The organism is Gordonia sp. (in: high G+C Gram-positive bacteria), assembly GCF_049299075.1.
Classification (GTDB): Bacteria; Actinomycetota; Actinomycetes; order Mycobacteriales; family Mycobacteriaceae; genus Gordonia.
Genome location: NZ_JBAQWU010000155.1, coordinates 1 through 15,506, shown reverse-complemented (window position 1 = coordinate 15,506; position 15,506 = coordinate 1). Strand labels below are relative to the sequence as shown.

General features: G+C 69.0%; 16 protein-coding genes and 1 pseudogene. 7 read left to right on the top strand and 10 right to left on the bottom strand.

Annotated features, from left to right (window positions below; translation table 11 throughout):
- The 5 genes and pseudogenes from WAW85_RS05255 to WAW85_RS05235 form a co-directional block, all read right to left on the bottom strand.
- Window positions 1-816 (bottom strand): NADP-dependent isocitrate dehydrogenase (locus WAW85_RS05255; RefSeq protein ID WP_422558588.1); only part of this gene is annotated, 816 nt, incomplete at its 3' end.
- A gap of 182 nt (window positions 817-998) precedes the next feature.
- Entirely contained in the window at window positions 999-1,835 is an 837-nt protein-coding gene (locus tag WAW85_RS05250; RefSeq protein ID WP_422558587.1) for a mycofactocin-coupled SDR family oxidoreductase, read from the bottom strand.
- Window positions 1,836-1,934: 99 nt separating this feature from the next.
- Entirely contained in the window at window positions 1,935-2,915 is a 981-nt protein-coding gene (locus WAW85_RS05245; RefSeq protein ID WP_422558586.1) for an arabinofuranosidase, read from the bottom strand.
- 181 nt (window positions 2,916-3,096) lie between these two features.
- Window positions 3,097-3,764: pseudogene (locus tag WAW85_RS05240) on the bottom strand (PQQ-dependent sugar dehydrogenase); the annotation flags it as partial.
- A 122-nt stretch (window positions 3,765-3,886) separates the two neighbouring features.
- Window positions 3,887-4,840, bottom strand: coding sequence for a pseudouridine synthase (locus WAW85_RS05235; protein WP_422558589.1), 954 nt, complete (start codon window positions 4,838-4,840; stop codon window positions 3,887-3,889).
- Between the two features lie 66 nt (window positions 4,841-4,906).
- Here WAW85_RS05235 and WAW85_RS05230 point away from each other — a divergent pair, with 66 nt between their 5' ends.
- A complete protein-coding gene (locus tag WAW85_RS05230) occupies window positions 4,907-5,770 on the top strand; it encodes a patatin-like phospholipase family protein (RefSeq protein WP_422558585.1) in 864 nt (287 codons plus the stop codon).
- A gap of 24 nt (window positions 5,771-5,794) precedes the next feature.
- On the opposite strand, the gene WAW85_RS05225 is transcribed toward WAW85_RS05230, so the two are convergent.
- Together WAW85_RS05225 and WAW85_RS05220 are read right to left on the bottom strand one after the other, a co-directional pair.
- A complete protein-coding gene (locus WAW85_RS05225; RefSeq protein ID WP_422558584.1) occupies window positions 5,795-6,517 on the bottom strand; it encodes an aspartate/glutamate racemase family protein in 723 nt (240 codons plus the stop codon).
- Between the two features lie 21 nt (window positions 6,518-6,538).
- Entirely contained in the window at window positions 6,539-8,326 is a 1,788-nt protein-coding gene (locus WAW85_RS05220) for a GNAT family N-acetyltransferase (protein WP_422558583.1), read from the bottom strand.
- Window positions 8,327-8,391: 65 nt separating this feature from the next.
- Between WAW85_RS05220 and WAW85_RS05215 the strand changes: the two genes are divergently transcribed.
- Window positions 8,392-9,183 (top strand): alpha/beta fold hydrolase, encoded by a 792-nt coding sequence (locus WAW85_RS05215; protein WP_422558582.1) that lies wholly within the window; start codon window positions 8,392-8,394, stop codon window positions 9,181-9,183.
- On the opposite strand, the gene WAW85_RS05210 is transcribed toward WAW85_RS05215, so the two are convergent.
- Window positions 9,155-9,691, bottom strand: a complete 537-nt coding sequence (locus tag WAW85_RS05210) for a DUF1697 domain-containing protein (RefSeq protein WP_422558581.1) — start codon at window positions 9,689-9,691, stop codon at window positions 9,155-9,157. The two genes, WAW85_RS05215 and WAW85_RS05210, sit on opposite strands and share 29 nt — an antisense overlap.
- A 65-nt stretch (window positions 9,692-9,756) precedes the next feature.
- Between WAW85_RS05210 and WAW85_RS05205 the strand changes: the two genes are divergently transcribed.
- Window positions 9,757-10,974, top strand: a complete 1,218-nt coding sequence (locus WAW85_RS05205) for a multidrug effflux MFS transporter (RefSeq protein ID WP_422558580.1) — start codon at window positions 9,757-9,759, stop codon at window positions 10,972-10,974.
- Here WAW85_RS05205 and WAW85_RS05200 read toward each other — a convergent pair.
- Window positions 10,929-12,239, bottom strand: coding sequence for a multidrug effflux MFS transporter (locus WAW85_RS05200; protein WP_422558579.1), 1,311 nt, complete (start codon window positions 12,237-12,239; stop codon window positions 10,929-10,931). The two genes, WAW85_RS05205 and WAW85_RS05200, sit on opposite strands and share 46 nt — an antisense overlap.
- A gap of 95 nt (window positions 12,240-12,334) precedes the next feature.
- Here WAW85_RS05200 and WAW85_RS05195 point away from each other — a divergent pair, with 95 nt between their 5' ends.
- The 3 genes from WAW85_RS05195 (at window position 12,335) to WAW85_RS05185 (ending at window position 14,158) form a co-directional block, all read left to right on the top strand.
- Complete coding sequence (locus WAW85_RS05195; protein ID WP_422558578.1) at window positions 12,335-12,772, top strand: MarR family winged helix-turn-helix transcriptional regulator; 438 nt, start codon at window positions 12,335-12,337, stop codon at window positions 12,770-12,772.
- A gap of 86 nt (window positions 12,773-12,858) precedes the next feature.
- On the top strand, window positions 12,859-13,614 hold the full coding sequence (locus WAW85_RS05190; protein ID WP_422558577.1) for an amidohydrolase family protein: 756 nt from the start codon (window positions 12,859-12,861) through the stop codon (window positions 13,612-13,614).
- Window positions 13,615-13,654: 40 nt separating this feature from the next.
- The gene (locus tag WAW85_RS05185; protein WP_422558576.1) at window positions 13,655-14,158 is read left to right on the top strand and encodes a DUF664 domain-containing protein; all 504 of its coding nucleotides are present in this window, start codon (window positions 13,655-13,657) and stop codon (window positions 14,156-14,158) included.
- 15 nt (window positions 14,159-14,173) lie between these two features.
- Here WAW85_RS05185 and WAW85_RS05180 read toward each other — a convergent pair whose 3' ends face one another.
- A complete protein-coding gene (locus WAW85_RS05180; protein WP_422558575.1) occupies window positions 14,174-15,217 on the bottom strand; it encodes a DUF2804 domain-containing protein in 1,044 nt (347 codons plus the stop codon).
- A 34-nt stretch (window positions 15,218-15,251) separates the two neighbouring features.
- Between WAW85_RS05180 and WAW85_RS05175 the strand changes: the two genes are divergently transcribed.
- On the top strand, window positions 15,252-15,506 hold a 255-nt coding region (locus WAW85_RS05175; protein WP_422558574.1), incomplete at its 3' end, for a peptide chain release factor-like protein.

Genomic DNA, 15,506 nt, shown 5'->3' with positions numbered 1-15,506 from the left:
GACGCAGTGACCGAAGACGATCGGGTGGCTGACCTTCATCATGGTCGCCTTGACGTGCAGGGAGAACATGACACCGGTGTCACGGGCGTCGTTGAGTTGGTCTTCGTAGAACTCCAGGAGCGCCTTCTTACTCATGTACATGCTGTCGATCACGTCGCCCGCGTCGAGCGGGACCGTCTTGTACAGGTGGACTTCGCCATCCGGCGTCACGACCTCCATGCGTGCATTGCACGCGTGGTCCAGAATCATCGACTTCTCGCCGGCGTAGAAATCGCCGTGCGTCATGTGCGCGACGTGGCTCTGGCTGGCCATCGACCACTTGCCCATGCTGTGCGGATTGGCCCGCGCGTACTCCTTGACGGCCTTCGGGGCACGACGATCCGAATTGCCTTCGCGCAGAACCGGATTCACCGCGCTACCCAGGCACGCCGAGTATCGGTCGCGAATCTCGATTTCCTCGGGGGTCGTCGGGTCGTGCGGGATGTCAGGGATGTCATATCCGTTGGCCTGCAACTCGGCGATCGCGGTGTTGAGCTGCGGAACCGACGCGCTGATATTGGGCAGCTTGATGATGTTGGTGTCCGGGAACTGCGTGAGACGACCGAGTTCGCCGAGGTTGTCGGGAACCTTCTGCTCATCGGTCAGCCGCTCGGGGAAGGCGGCGAGAATACGGGCGGCCACGGAGATGTCGCTGGTTTCGACATCAATCCCGGCAGCCTCGGCGAACGTCCGGACGACGGGGAGGAATGCCTCGGTCGCCAGTCGCGGAGCCTCATCGGTCAGCGTGTAGATAATCGTCTGGTTGTCGGAGGTCATGGGGTAATCGACTCTTTTCAGCTCGGTTCGGACTCCGTTCTTGTGGAACGGGAGTTGTCTCACTGTCGTCCATTGTCGCCCGGCGCGCGCCGTTGTGTGCAGCACCCTCGAGATTGCGAGGTGACCCACACCACCGTCGCCCACTGACCTGCGCTGCTAGCTCTAGGCAGCAGGCAGAGGCGCTATCCGGTGACGCGGGCGGCGTTAGCGGCGTCGACCGGCACGACGATGCCGGAGATGTGGGCGCTGGCCTCGGCCGCCAAGAAGGTGACCACCCGAGTGATCTCCTCGGCTTCGACCCACGGCACCGGCTGCGCGTGCAGCATGGTGAAGATCGGCGCGACGTCGTCGTCGGAGGGGTGCTCCAGATCGGGCCGCATCAGCGAGTAGAGGGCGTCGTTGTGGATCATCGGGGTGGAGACGTTGCCCGGGGCGACGGCGTTGACGGTGACGCCGGACTTGGCCAGGTCCAGGGCGGCGCTCTTGGTCAGCCCGATCACGCCCCATTTAGAAGCGGCGTAGCCGACGATGCCCGGTCCGCCCATGCGGCCCATCATCGAGGAGACCGTGACGATCCGCCCGTAACCGCGCTCGGCCATTCCCGGCGCTACCGCGGACACCGTGTGAAAGACGCCGGTGAGGTTGCTGGCGATCACCTCGTCCCAGGCTTGCGGGGTGAGTTCCTGAATCGACCCGGGCACCGAGACGCCGGCGTTGGCGACGGCGATGTCGATGCGCCCGAACTCGGCAGTCGCCCGGGCCACCAGCGCGTCGACCGCAGTGCGGTCCGCGGTGTCGAGCACCTCGGCGATGCAGCGCCGGCCGGTGTCGGCGACCAACTGTGCGGTCTCGGCCAGCTCATCGGCGGAAGCCAGCGGATAGTTGACCGTCGCGGGAGTGGCACACCGGTCGGCCAGGACGATGTCGGCCCCCTGCCGCGCAAACTCGAGCGCGTGCGCCCGGCCCTGACCGCGTGCGCCGCCGGTGATCAATGCGATACGTCCATCAAAGGTGCCCATACTGCTCTCCTAGAAATCGGTGCCGGGGATGCTTCCTCCACTCTAGGGAAGTCGCGGCGCCGCGCAGGGGGGACCGGGGCCAGGACGGGCCGATCGTGGTCAGGCTGGTTCGCGCAGGACCCCGAAGTGACGGGCGGCGCCCGATACACCGGGTAGTTCCTTGGCCTTGGACCAGCTGCGCATTGCGTCGGAGCTGTCCGAGTAGAGGTATCTACCGTCCCGATAGGAGTCCAGGTAGAGGCGCCAGTGGCCGTTGGGCAGCTGTACGACGGCCGGGCCCTCGACCAACGTGCCCCAGTCCCCCGCCGGTGCCGGGGTGTACGGCCCGATCAGCGCCGGGGCGGTGGCGTGCTCGATCACCTTCTTGGTCTCGTTTTTGACGAAGGCATGGAAGGTCGACCCGACCTTCACCACCGTCGTATCGATCCGGTCGGCGTTCAGCCCCTGCAAGGGAACCGGGTGCGTCCACCGGGTCAGCGATGGATCGGTGGCGGTCAGCAGGTACGGGACAAAACCACCCCCGGTCGACATCGACACGAGGAGGTGGACCCGTCCACCGTCGACGACGAACTCCGGCGCCCAGGCTTTGGTGGTGAACGGCGAGAGGGATGGCCCCCGTTTGAAGCCGGGTAGGCGATCGAGAACGGGGATGTCCGGGCCCGTGCCGTCACCGGTGCCGGGGAGCAGGGCGCAGCAGAACGGAACCTTGTGGTCGGTCACATGCTCCCAGGTGAGGCGGTCCGCGCTGCGAGCGATGCCGATGCTCGCCCCGTTGGCCGTGGTGTAGGCGATGTAGTAGTTGCCGTCGGTGTGCCGCAGGATGCTGGCATCCCGCACGAACCCCGCCGGCGGGCGGTAGGCCGCCGTGCGCAGCAGCCGATAGTCGGTGCCGTCCGACGATTCGTAGACGTCGAGGTCACGGGCACTGTCGTTACTGAAGGCGACCATCGTGTATCGCCACTGCGGCGCCGCCGCGGCGTGACCCGGAACGGCGTGGCCCGGAACGACCACCAGGCCGGCAATCACCAGGGCGAGCACCGTCAGGACCGGCCGCAGTTGTCGGCGAGCGAAGAAGACCATTCATCTAGTATCACCGGCCACACCAACATCAATGAAACCTCCGGCACCAGATTGAGGTCGGATCGTGACCCGGCGCCCCCACCGAGCACCCACCCCTCGCTCTCGCCCCCGCGATCGAGGGGGCGAGACCGAGATGAGCGGCGAGCGGATCGGCACTCGACCGCGACGTGCCGCGGTCGAGTCAGGCGCCGGGAACGACGCGGCGGATCCGGTCGTCGCCGTCAGCAGGTCTGCCGCGGCCGTCGGTGTTGTTGGTGAGTACCCAGAGTGAGCCGTCCGGGGCGACCGTGACATCGCGTAGCCGCCCGGCTCCGGTGAGGAGCTCGCGCGACGACGACAGGTCGGTGAGCGGGACGGCGCGCAGCCGTTCGCCGCGCAGATTCGCGATCCAGATCCGGTCGCCGGCCACTGCGATCCCGCTGGGACTGGCCGCGGCCGGCCCCCACTGCTGCACCGGGTCGGTGAAACGCGGATCCCCGCAATGCCGTCGACGAGCGGCCAGCCGTAGTTCGCCCCGGGGCGGATCACATTCAGCTCGTCCCAGGTGTTCTGGCCGAACTCGCTGGCGAACATCGTGCCGTCGGCCGCCCACTCCAGCCCCTGCGGATTGCGGTGGCCGTAGCTGTACACCGGCGATCCCGCGAAGGGATTGTCGTCGGGCACACTGCCGTCGGGATCGAGCCGCAAGATCTTGCCGCCCAGCGATTCCCGGTCTTGCGCGGATTCCCGATCGCCCGCATCACCGGTGGTGATGTACAGCTTGCCGTCTGGCCCGCAGGCGATCCGGCCGCCGTTGTGCACCGATGCCGCGGGCACGCCGTCGAGGATCGTCTCCGGCTCCCCCAGGCTCAACGATCCGGGCTGCCCGGTGAGGCGCCAGCACTCCCGCTGCCCAGCGTGCGGCGTCATGTCACCGACCTCCGAAATCCACCGTAGCCGGGAGCGCCGCGAGTGCCACCGGAGCGACGGGGTCACGCGAGCGGGACCTGGGTGAGGGTGCGCCGGGTGACAAAGCGCCGCGGCGCCCCGGTCAGCGGATCGGTGAATTCCAGTTCCCGGGCCAGCAGCTGGAGCGGCCGCGCATGGTCGTCGGGCGCCTCCGGCAGCAGGGCCGGATACCAGCGATCACCCAGGATCGGAATCGAGAGAGACGCCAGATGGACGCGCAGCTGATGCATCCGGCCGGTGTGCGGACGCAGCAGCGTGTGCAGCACCGCCTCGCCGGTCGCGCTGCGCCCGACCCCCAGGACATCCACGACCGTCTCCGCATTCGGCTCCGCCGCACCGTCCACGACCACCCGCAACTCGCCTTTGCGGGACTGGATGTGATTGCGGACGACGACCGGGGCCGGCTGGCCGCCCAGCGCGGGCGCCGCCGGGTCCCAGTCGCCGGGCAGCGCCGACACCGCCTCGTAGACCTTGGTGACCCGCCGCCGCTCAAAGAGCGACTGATAGGCGCCGCGTGTCTGCGGCCGGGCCGAGAACATCACCAGCCCGGCTGTCGGCCGGTCGAGCCGGTGGATCGGGATGAGGTCGGGGTTGGCCAGCCGGGTCCGCAGCCGCACCAGCGCGGACTCTTGCAGGTAGCGGCCGCCAGGCGTGGTCGGCAGGAAGTGCGGCTTGTCGATCACCACGAGGTCGTCGTCGCGATAGAGGATGTCCTCGGTGAACGGGATCGGTTCCTCGACGGGCAGATCGCGGTAGTACCAGATGAAGCGCTCGGCACCGAGGGGCACGGCCCGGCCGATCGCGCGACCGTCGGCCGCCACGATCTCGCCGTCGTCGAATCGGCGTCGCAGCTCTTCTGGGTGCAGATGGTCGAACCGTTCGACGACATAATCGGCGATCGTCGCCCACGGTCCACTCTCCGGCACCCGCAGCCGGGTCGGGCCGACCCCGTCGCGCACCGGCAGCGGTGGAATCATGGCCATGGGGTAAGCCTGCCATCGCGAGCCGCCCCCGACCAGTTCACCGCGACCGAAGGAGTCAAGATGACCACGGCGGTGGTCCTGTCCGGCGGCGCCAACCTGGGCGCCATCCAAGTGGGGATGCTCCGCGCGTTGGCCGAGCGCGGGGTCGTCCCGGACCTGTTGGTCGGGACGTCGGTCGGCGCGCTCAACGCGGCGGTGGTGGCCGAGGACGGGCTGACCATGTCGTCGGTGGAACGGCTCGCCGACATCTGGCGCTCACTGCGGGCCCGGGACGTCTTCCCGCCCGACCCGCTGCATCTGATCAGCGCCCTTCGCGGCCGCAGCCAGTCCCTGTTCACCGACACCGGACTGCGCCGCCTCATCGACGAGAGTCTCACCGTCGACGCACTCGAAGGCACCCGGATCCCGCTGATCGTGGTCACCACGGACATCTTGACGGGCCGCGAAGTCGATCTCGGCTGGGGACCGCTCACCGATGCGCTGCTGGCCAGCAGCGCGATCCCCGGCCTGTTCCCGCCGGTGCGATGGCGCGACCGCATGCTGGTCGACGGCGGCGTCGCCGACAACACCTCGCTGGCGCCGACGATCACCGCGGGCGCGGACACGGTGTACGTGCTGCCGACCGGGTACGCGTGCGCCCTGACCGAGCCACCGGGCGATGCGGCCTCGATGGCGCTGCACGGTACGACGCTGCTGATTCACAAGCGACTCATCCGCGAGATCGACGAGTACTCCGCGGCGGCCGACCTGATCGTCTTGCCGCCGCCGTGCCCGCTGGACGTGAGCCCCCGCGACTTCGGGCGGGCCGAGGAATTGATGGACCGGGCGTATCACGATGCGATCGCGGCTCTCGCGATCGACGGCGGCCGCCGCCGCCAGCCCTCCCGAATGATCGGTCTGCACACCCACGACGGGCAGGTCTAGCGCCGCCGCACAGGCACCGCCCGGTCAGTCGCCGGGCGCGACGATCGCCGCGACGAGCGCGCGGGCGTGGATCTGCACCGGGTCCAGACATGGCAGCGGCGAGACGACGTCGTCGAGCACCAGCGGGAGTTCGGTGCAGCCGAGAATCACCCGGTCCGCACCGGCGCCGCGCAGACGCCCGACGATGGCGATCAGGCCCGCGCGGGTGTCATCGGTGACGATCCCGTGCTCGAGTTCGTCGACGATCCGCTGCTGAATCCAGGTGATCTCGCCGGCGTCCGGCACCATCACCTGCAGCCCCGCGTCGCGCAGCGCCCCGGAGAAGAAGTCCTCGGTCATCGTGTACTCGGTCCCGAGTAGCGCCACCGTGCGGCCGCCGTCTGCGACGGCTGCGGCACAGGTCGCCTCGACGGCACTGATCAACGGGATCGGCGACGAGGCCCGGAGCCGGTCGAAGACGATGTGCGGGGTGAGGGCGGTGAGGGAGGCGACCTGTGCGCCGGCGCGGGCGAGCCGGTCGATGGCGGCGGTGAGATAGCCGGTGAGACCGTCGAAGTCGCGACGCGCGCAGTAGTCGAGCACGTCGAAGACGCTGAGTGATTCGATGGTCAGCATCGGCAGGCTCTGCGGTCCCGCGACCCGCTGCACGCCGTCGATGACCGCCTTGTAATAGAACACCGTCGACTCCGGTCCGGTACCGCCGACCAACCCCAGCTTCTGCATGCCGTCGTTCTCCTTGCGCCTCACGTCCACCGTAGACCCGGGCGGCTACAACTGCCGTTTAAGGCCGACGTGCTCGGTGCCGTAGCCGAGGCGGGCATAAAAGGCGCGGGCCCGGTCGCGCACTTCATCGGTGGTCACCTGCGCCAAGGTGGCCCCGTGGGCGCGGCCGTGCCGGTGCGCCCACTCGAGCATCGCGGTGCCCAGTCCACGGGACCGGTGATCGGCCGCCACCCGGAGACCCTCGATCTGCAGTCGGGTGGTGCCGCCGCGGGTCAGCCCGGGCAGCACGGTCAGATGCATCGTGCCCACCGCGCGGCGGTCGACGTCGCGCACCACCGCCAGAAAGCTCGATCGGTCCCGGGCGACGACGTCGAAGGCCGCCTCGTACGGGCCGAGCTCGCCGATCTCGCGGGCGGCGCCCACCTCGTCGTCGGCCAGCAGTGCGGCCAGGTCCCCGACGTCGGCGCGTTCGGCCCGCTCCACCCGGTAGGTTTGTCCGCCCACCTGCAGTTGCGCCCCGATCGACTGCCGCGCCGTCTCCCGCAGCAGCGCGACGAGCCGGTCGAGCCAGCCGCCGACATTCGTCCGCGCCTCCGGGGTATCGGGGTAGCGGCAACGCAGGTGCAGGCCGGTGCCGTCGAGAATGAACCACAGCATCACCCCGTCGGTCCGGATGGATGCGCCGACATACTGTGCGGCCAGTCCGATCGAATCCACCCGAACCGGCAGTCGCCGCAGGTCGAGCCACGAGATGGCGAACATGCCCGGCGCCTCGGGCATGCCACCCCACGGCGCCAGCACGTCGTGCAGTGGCCACGACCCCAGCTGCACGGCTTCCTTGACGGCGGCCGCCGCCGCCGCAGGTTCGGCATCGCCGGAGGAGATCACCGAGTTGGTGATGAACCAACCGACCGAGTCGTGCCACGACTGGTCGTACCGGCTATGCACCGGAAATACCGCCCGCAGCGGCGCGTCTGCCATCTCCAGTGTCACCGCGGTCATCGCACTGACGCCCAGCGACAGCGTCGAGACCCCGAGGGCGCGGGCGTGCGCCCCGAAGGCGGCGCTGTCGTCAACATCGAAGACATCGCGCACCTCGACGCGTTCGCAGTGCGCCTCGGGCGCCCCAAGCGGCAGCGGGAAGCGCGGCATCACCCCGCCGCTCTCGCTGATGATCTCCGCCCAGCGCGTCCGAACCGAGGCTGGGGCGTCGGGTCGCTCAGCGTATTGGCGGGTGTGCTCGGCGAACGGCAGGACTGGCGCCGGACTTGGGTGCCGGGAACGACACTCCTTGTCGCTCCGAGCACCAAAGTTCTCCAGGGCGCCGACGAGGTCGCGCAGAATCACCAGCATCGACCACATGTCGACGTGCGAATGATCGGCGGCGACCACCACGGTCGGTCCGGTCGCAGTCTCCAGGACGCACAACCGGTGGGCGGGGCGATTGAACGGCGAACAGGCGTCGTCGAGCACGGCCTGCAGCGTGTCGTTCTCCGCTTCGCCGGGGGCCACCGGATGCTCGACCCAGGCGCCCGGTCCGATGTCGACCGCGTGGAGAGTGAGCTCGTCGGCGCTGTCGAGCGAGAAGGCCGAACGGAGCGTACCGTGGCGAGCTATCACCGCCAGCCACGCCTGGGCGAGGGCCTCTCGCGGGACCGGATCGGCGAGCCGGAACGAGAGCGCCATCCACGATCCCGGTCGAGGACCGGCACTGACGTGGCGGTGTTGATCGAAGGAGATCGGCAGCGGGTCACCGTCCGCAGACACGGTGACGTCGTAGCCGTACAACCGGCCGAATGGGAGGCGCAAGTGCGCGACATTGGTGAGCCGCATGGCGGTAACGTAACGCGCCCGGATTACCGCAGTGTTTCCCCTGTTACGACTGAGGAGAGTCCACGATGACCGCCTTTTCCGTTGCGGGCGCCGACCTGGCCTGGGAGTTGAGCGATGAGGGTGGGGTGCCGGTGGTGCAGTTGCACGGCCTCACGTCCAGTCGGGCGCGCGACCGCGTCCTCGATTTAGACCTCGGGATCGGGCTCTCGGGCACCCGGTTGCTGCGGTACGACGCCCGCGGGCACGGCGAGTCGACGGGCCGCGCCGTTCCCGGGGACTACCGCTGGCCGCACCTGGCCGACGACCTCCTCGCCCTTCTCGACGCACAGTTCCCCGGCGAGCAGGTGTACGGCGTCGGCACCTCGATGGGCTGCGGCACCCTACTGCACGCTGCAACCAGGGCACCCGACCGCTTCACCGGACTGACCCTCTTACTGCCGCCCACCGCGTGGGAAACACGCAAAGCCCAGCGCCAGCACTACCGCACGACGGCCGATCTGATCGAGGCGCAGGGCCTGTCCGCCTTCCTGGAGCGCGCCGCCGAGGAACCCGCTCCCCCGGCCACCGTGGGACGACCGGCCACCCTGCCCGAGGTTCGGGCCGACCTGCTGCCGTCGCTGTTTCGCGGGGCGGGTGAGAGCGACCTACCCGATCCGGCCGAGATGGCGCGGGTCGAGGTGCCGGTGCGCATTCTCGCCTGGGTCGACGACCCGGCACATCCGATGTCGACGGCCCACGCACTGGCCGCAATGCTCCCGAATGCGACGCTCACCGTCGCGAGTTGCCCGAACGATGTCCGCGCGTGGCCCGCGGTGCTTCACGCCGACGTCATCGACCTCCCGCAGCGAGGTCGATGAGTTTACGCACCGAATTGAGGTTGCGTGCGGTGCCCGGCACGCCGAGCGCCCGGCCGATCGAGGCATCCTTCATCTGCGGGCGGCCCGCGCCGGTGGCATAGCGAATGTGCATTTCGCGACCGATCACCTCCCAGCAGTCGTCGCCGGTCGCGAAGGTGCGCGCGGTGGCAACGGCGTCGGCGGTGGGCTCGGCGGCCAGAAAGGTGACATACGAGAACTTCGGCTCGATCAGGTCGAAGGGATGCGCGGCGAGGGCGGCCTGCACCTCGCCGCGAGACCGGCTGATCACTTCTCGGAAGTAGCCGAACTCTTCCTGGACCGCGCGTTCCAGTCCGCGGTCGAAGGCCTGGGTGTCGTCGGGTGGCACGCACAGCATGTTCCCCGAGGCGATGTAGGTCGAGACGTCGGTGGCACCGAGGCCTTCGGCCAGTTCCCGCCAACGCGCCATCGGCAGCTTCGCCCCGCCGACATTCACCGCCCGCATCAGCACGATCCGCCGTTCATTCACGCCACCATTGTGCCCCGCCGGTCGGCGATTCGACTCGGCTACCGGCGGTCGGGCATGGTGGCGGCGTGAGGAATGCCGCGATGATCGCCGTGCTGGCACTGCTGTCGGCGATCGGGCCGCTGGCCATCGACATGTACCTACCGGCGTTTCCGGAGATGGCGACCGACCTGGGCACCTCGGCGTCGTCGATCCAGCTGACGCTCACCGCCGTCTTGTTCGGCCTGGCCTTCGGGCAGCTGGTCATCGGACCACTGTCGGACCGCACCGGTCGCCGGACCCCGCTGCTGGTCGGCACCGTGGCATGCCTGGCAGCCAGCGTCCTGTGTGCGCTCGCCCCCAGTGTCGAATTGCTGATCGTCGCCCGATTCCTCCAGGGATTCACCGGCGCGGCGGGCGTCGTCATCGCCCGCGCGGTGATCGCCGACCGCAGCACCGGATCGGAGGCCGCGCGGCTGTTCGCCATCATGATGGCAATCTCTTCGCTCGCACCGGTGCTGGCACCATTGCTGGGCGGGGGAATCCTGACTTTTGCCGACTGGCGCGCGGTGTTCTGGCTCCTGGCCGCGGTGAATGCGCTGATGTTCGCCGGGGTGCTGGCCTTCATTCCCGAGTCGCTGCCGCCGGAAAAGAGGCACGACGGCGGGTTTACCGAGCTGGCCCGCACCATGGGGTCGGTCCTGCGTAACCGCGTCTACCTCGGCTACGCGCTCACCATGGGCTTCACCTCGATGGTGCTGTTCGGCTACATCTCCGCCTCACCGTTTCTGGTCCAGGACATCATGGGCTTCTCCGCGGGGGCCTATGCGCTGACCTTCGCCCTGATCTCAGTGTGCATCGCCGTCGCGAGCGCAGCGTCGTCGCGGCTGGTCCGCCGCTTCACCCCGCACCAGGTCCTCGTCGCCGGGCTCGCCTGCCTGCTGACCGGCACGACGTTGCTGCTACTCATGGTGACCGTCGGCGGCGTCCCGACGTGGCCGACGATCGCGGTGTTGATGCTGACCGTCGGCAGTATCGGCCTGATCTTCGGCAATGCCGTCGCGCTCGGTATCGGCGAAGTCCGCCACGTGGCCGGCACCGGTTCGGCGGTGATCGGCGCCATGCAGTTCACCTTCGGTGCGCTCGCCTCTCCCCTCGTCGGTCTCGCCGGCGCCGAGACTGCGTGGCCGATGGGCGTCACCCTCTTCACCGCCGCGGTCCTCGCAGCGGTATCCCTGGCCGTGTTGACCCGACGACGCGGTCAGCCCCGAGCCGCCGCCTCGAGCGAGCCTGCCAGCCGTGGCTGATCCGCCGCACGTGCGGTGATCGAGTAGTCCCCGGTTTCGACCACCCCGGTTTCGACCACCCCGGTCTCGACCACTTCAGTCTCTTGCGGCCGGGCACGCCCGACGGCGAACACGGCGACCGCCGAGAAGGCGGCGCAGCCGAGCATGATCACGGCCATCGGAACGGCCGTGTCCTCCCCGCCGAGGCCCACCAGTGCGGCGACGGTTCCGGCGAGCACGAACTGCATGAGGCCCAGGACCGCCGAGGCCAACCCCACGACGCGCGGCGACACCGCCGCGAGGGTCAGAGCGCTCACATTGCCCAGCACCAGACCCAGCGGAGCGACCGCGACGAACAGCGCGACCAGAAGCGGCCCCGCACCGGCGCCCAGCAGCGCACACACCAGCACCGCGATTACCCCGAGACCGCTAACCGCCAATCCGGCGCCGGCCAGGCCGCGGAGCGAGTAGCGGGCGGAAAGTCGGGAAGAGACTGCGGTGGCGGCCACCATGCCGAGGGCGTTCACGGCGAAGCAGAGACCGTAGGTGATCTCACCGAACCCCAAGATCTCTTGGTAGACGAAGGGTGACGCCGAGATGTAGGCCATCAGGACACCCATCGCGAAGGCGAACCCGAGCACGCCGCCGATGTACGGAACGGTCAGCAACGAGCGCCAGGCGCCGGGTTGATGATCGGCCCGCCGCCGATCGCATTCGTCGCGCGGCAGCGATTCGCGAAGCACAGCGAGCGTCGAGATCAGGGCCAGCACGGCCAGCCCGACGAGGATCCACAGCAGGCCCCGCCAGCCGAGCGGCTCGGTCAGCAGCGCACCAAGCAGGGGCGCCAGGACGGGAGCAATTCCGGTCATCGCCATCATCACGTTCAGCGCCTTCGCCGCGCCGACGCCGCTGTGCCGGTCGAGGATCATCGCCCGGCCGATCACCATGCCAGCCGAGCCACCGATGCCCTGAATCAGACGAGCGATCACCAGTACGGCGACAGTGGGCGCCAGGGCGGCCACCACGCTGGCCACCACATATACGGCCAGGCCGATCACCAGTGGCTTCATTCGTCCGATGCGGTCAGACCAGGGCCCGAACAACACCTGTCCGATGCCGGCACCGATGAGGAAGGTGGTCAGCGACATCTGCACCCCCACCGCGGTCGTCTGCAAGTCGCCGGTCATCGCCGGGAAGGCTGCCAGGTACAGGTCAGTGCTCAACGGGGCGGCGGCGGCGAGCAGCCCGAGCGTGGCGGGGGCTATCGAAGCGGACGGCTGCGACATGGACTCCTCATTACGTGACGATGCGATTGTCGGACAATGCGCAGACGATATTTACTAATGGTTATATAACTATAACCACAAGGTAGGCTGGTGTCATGTCCGAAGCCCAGCATCGCGACCCACGGATCGCCGTCGCCGATTTGGCCCTGCGGGTGGCGCGACGGCTCGAGGCACGCAAATTCGCGGACCCGCTGATCGCCCCGTTGACGCCGCTCGAACGGCTCGTGATCCATTACGTCGACGGCCATCCGGGCACCTCGCTGGGCGAGCTTGCCGAGCACCTGACCCTGCAGACCTCCAACGCCAGCGCAGCCGTGCGGCGCCTCGTCGACCTCGGACTCGTCGAGCGCACGCACGATCAGCGCGACGGGCGGCGACTGCTGCTCTCCCCCACCCGCAAGGCGCACGCCACCCTGGCCCGCGTCCATGCCGAGTGGGGTCGGGCTATGGCCGGCGCCGACCTCGCCGCCGACGACGTGGCGACGGCCGTCCGGGTGCTGGCCGCATTGGACAACTGGCTCACGCCAGATTGAGTCCTGGCCACCGGCTCTCTGGTCGGTATCGTCGACCGCGACCGCTGCGCGCGTCGCCTTGCCCGCCAGAAGGAGCCCAGCTGACCGTGAGCCAGCCCGTCTTCGACGCCCACCTGCACATCATCGACCCGGCCCACCCGCTGGTGAAGAACAACGAATTCTTGCCAGACCCGTTCACGGTGGCCGACTACCGGGCCCGGATCGACGGACTCGGCATTGCGGGCGGCGCTGTCGTGTCCGGCTCATTCCAGGCCTTCGACCAGGGCTACCTCCTCGACGCGCTGCGGGCGCTCGGCCCCACCTATGTGGGCGTCACCCAGATCCCCAGAGACACGAGGGACCACCGCATTCGCGAGCTGGACGCGGCAGGCGTGCGCGCCGTGCGCTTCAACGTCGCCCGCGGCGGCTCGGCGGCCCTCGATGATCTCGAGCACCTAGCGCGCCGCGTCCATGACCTGGTCGACTGGCACGCCGAGCTATACCTCGACTCTCGCACCATCGACAACGACCTCGCACACCGCATTGCCGCGCTGCCGGCCGCCAGCATCGATCACCTCGGCATGCACGCCGATGGCCTGCCGAACCTCCTGCGCCTCGTCGAGCAGGGTGTGAAGGTGAAGGCCACTGGCTTCGGCCGCGTCGAACTCGACCCCGCAGCTGTGATCACGGCGATCATCGACGTCGACCCGAGCGCACTCATGGTCGGCACCGACCTGCCCTCCACTCGGGCCAAGCGCCCCTTCCAGGACGAGGACTTCGAGTGCATCGCCCGCGTGCTGGATGCCGAGCAGACCGCGGCCGTGTTCTGGGGTAACGCCGCCGCATTCTATCTTGGGTGTTGACGGGCGTCGGTTGAGCGGCGCGCTGCCCACGAGGAGGATCATGACACTGCCCGACGCGCGCACGGCACTGGCGGAGGCGTTCCTCAGCAAGGCGGCCGAGTGCTTCGCCTCGATGACGACGATCCTCACCACCCTCGGCGACGACCTCGCGAACGTCCGCCCCAACCTGCCCGATGCGAACAGCTGCTACGCCATCACCCATCACTGCATCGGCGTCGTCGACTATTGGGCCGGATCCTTCATTGCCGGGCACCGCATTCCGCGCGACCGCAGCACGGAGTTCACCGCGGTGGGCCCCGTCGCCGACCTCGTCGAACGCCTCGCGGCGCTACAGGAACGCCTGCCCGCCTGGGTAGATATCGCGGTCACCGACGGCGTCCGGGATCGCGACCTCGCCGACGGCGTCCGGGGCGGCACCACGCGCGTCGAGGTACTCGCGACCGCCACCGGCGAATGGGCGCTGCTGCACATCCTGCAGGACCTCGCCCAGCACGTCGGGCACATGGAGATCACCCGCGATCTGCTGCTGGCAGACGCCACCTGAAGCAGGTCTCGCCGCTCACCAGCGATTGTGGACGTGCTCGGCGAATCCAGTCAGTCCGCTGAACTCGATCCGCTGCATGCCGGTGTCAAAACTGCCCGACCAGGTGCCGAAGCACTGGTCGGTGGCCCCGGACAGGACCCCCAGATTGGTGCGGGACACTTTGTCGTGGAACGGGGTCAGCTTCGCCTCGAGCCCGCCGCCGGAGATCCGCCACGGTGCGAGGAAGTCGTCCGTGGCGTACCGCCACGACAGTTCCGCACCAATCTTGTGCAGCCGGCCGTCGATCACGATGCCGTTCTCGGTCATCCCCGTGCCGGCCGTCCACCGGCCGCCGACCTGCAGACCGATGACCCGGCCGTTGCTGCGACCGGATCCGGCACCCCAGTTCCAGGTGACGTCGTAGGGCCAGCGACCGCGCCCGTGATCGAGCACCGCCCACGACTGACCGGCCGGCAGCGAATGCACCGCGTCGCCTATCGTCACCGATCCCGCTGCCGGCAACGCGACGTCTTTGACCGTGCACTGGAACCGGGTGTCGCTCCACGGCACGACGACGGCGAGGCAGTCGTGGCCGGCGGGACGGCGCACCACGACATCGACAGACGCACCGGGAATCGACGCCTGCACTCGGGTCCCGTCCCCGGGCAGCGGAGTCAGATCGATCGACAAGTTCTTGGCTCGCGCCCGGGCCGGGCCGGCGGCGAGCGTGCCGGGGAGATCGACGCCACGCGGTGGAACGACGGTCGCGACCTCGCCGATCTCCTCGCCGGTAGCGCGATCGAAGACCCACACCTCGTGCACCGCCGCGTAGTCGATCGACGAGACCGTCACACCCACGATGTGCGTGGGTGTGATGAGATTCCAGTACTCCCAGCGCTTATTGCGCCCACGGCCGCGCCGGCCCCGTCCGATGCTGTCGGTGTCGACCAACGACGAACGGGCGAAACCGACCGCCGCCCGATTCAGCTTCCCGTCCGGCCGGGTGAGCGAGACCGGTGCAGTGAGTTCGCGCTCGGTGGTCCCCCACCCGCCGGAGCTGGTCTGTCCGTCGTCGATCATGCCGCCCAGCCTACGGCCGGGGAGAATGGACACCATGGACGATCTGCTCATCGCGCCCGGGCCCGGCGCCCCGCGGGGGCTGCGCATCCCGGCGGCCGAACTGACCGAGCAGTTCTCGCGCTCCTCCGGACCCGGCGGGCAGGGCGTCAATACCACCGATTCGCGCGTCCAACTCAGCCTCGATCTGGCCACGACAACGGCCCTCGACGGGGGGCAGCGCCGCCGGGCGCTGACGGCCCTGGGGCCGCGCCTGGACGGCACGGTCCTGACGATCACGGCGTCGCAGGAG

Excerpts from the sequence above, each read along its gene's own strand:
- WAW85_RS05195 (WP_422558578.1), top strand. The coding sequence starts at position 12,335 with ATGTCCGAAGCCCAGCATCGCGACCCACGGATCGCCGTCGCCGATTTG.
- WAW85_RS05185 (WP_422558576.1), top strand. The coding sequence starts at position 13,655 with ATGACACTGCCCGACGCGCGCACGGCACTGGCGGAGGCGTTCCTCAGC.
- WAW85_RS05215 (WP_422558582.1), top strand. The coding sequence starts at position 8,392 with ATGACCGCCTTTTCCGTTGCGGGCGCCGACCTGGCCTGGGAGTTGAGC.
- WAW85_RS05250 (WP_422558587.1), bottom strand. The coding sequence starts at position 1,835 with ATGGGCACCTTTGATGGACGTATCGCATTGATCACCGGCGGCGCACGC.
- WAW85_RS05245 (WP_422558586.1), bottom strand. The coding sequence starts at position 2,915 with ATGGTCTTCTTCGCTCGCCGACAACTGCGGCCGGTCCTGACGGTGCTC.
- WAW85_RS05180 (WP_422558575.1), bottom strand. The coding sequence starts at position 15,217 with ATGATCGACGACGGACAGACCAGCTCCGGCGGGTGGGGGACCACCGAG.
- WAW85_RS05200 (WP_422558579.1), bottom strand. The coding sequence starts at position 12,239 with ATGTCGCAGCCGTCCGCTTCGATAGCCCCCGCCACGCTCGGGCTGCTC.
- WAW85_RS05235 (WP_422558589.1), bottom strand. The coding sequence starts at position 4,840 with ATGATTCCACCGCTGCCGGTGCGCGACGGGGTCGGCCCGACCCGGCTG.
- WAW85_RS05220 (WP_422558583.1), bottom strand. The coding sequence starts at position 8,326 with ATGCGGCTCACCAATGTCGCGCACTTGCGCCTCCCATTCGGCCGGTTG.
- WAW85_RS05230 (WP_422558585.1), top strand. The coding sequence starts at position 4,907 with ATGACCACGGCGGTGGTCCTGTCCGGCGGCGCCAACCTGGGCGCCATC.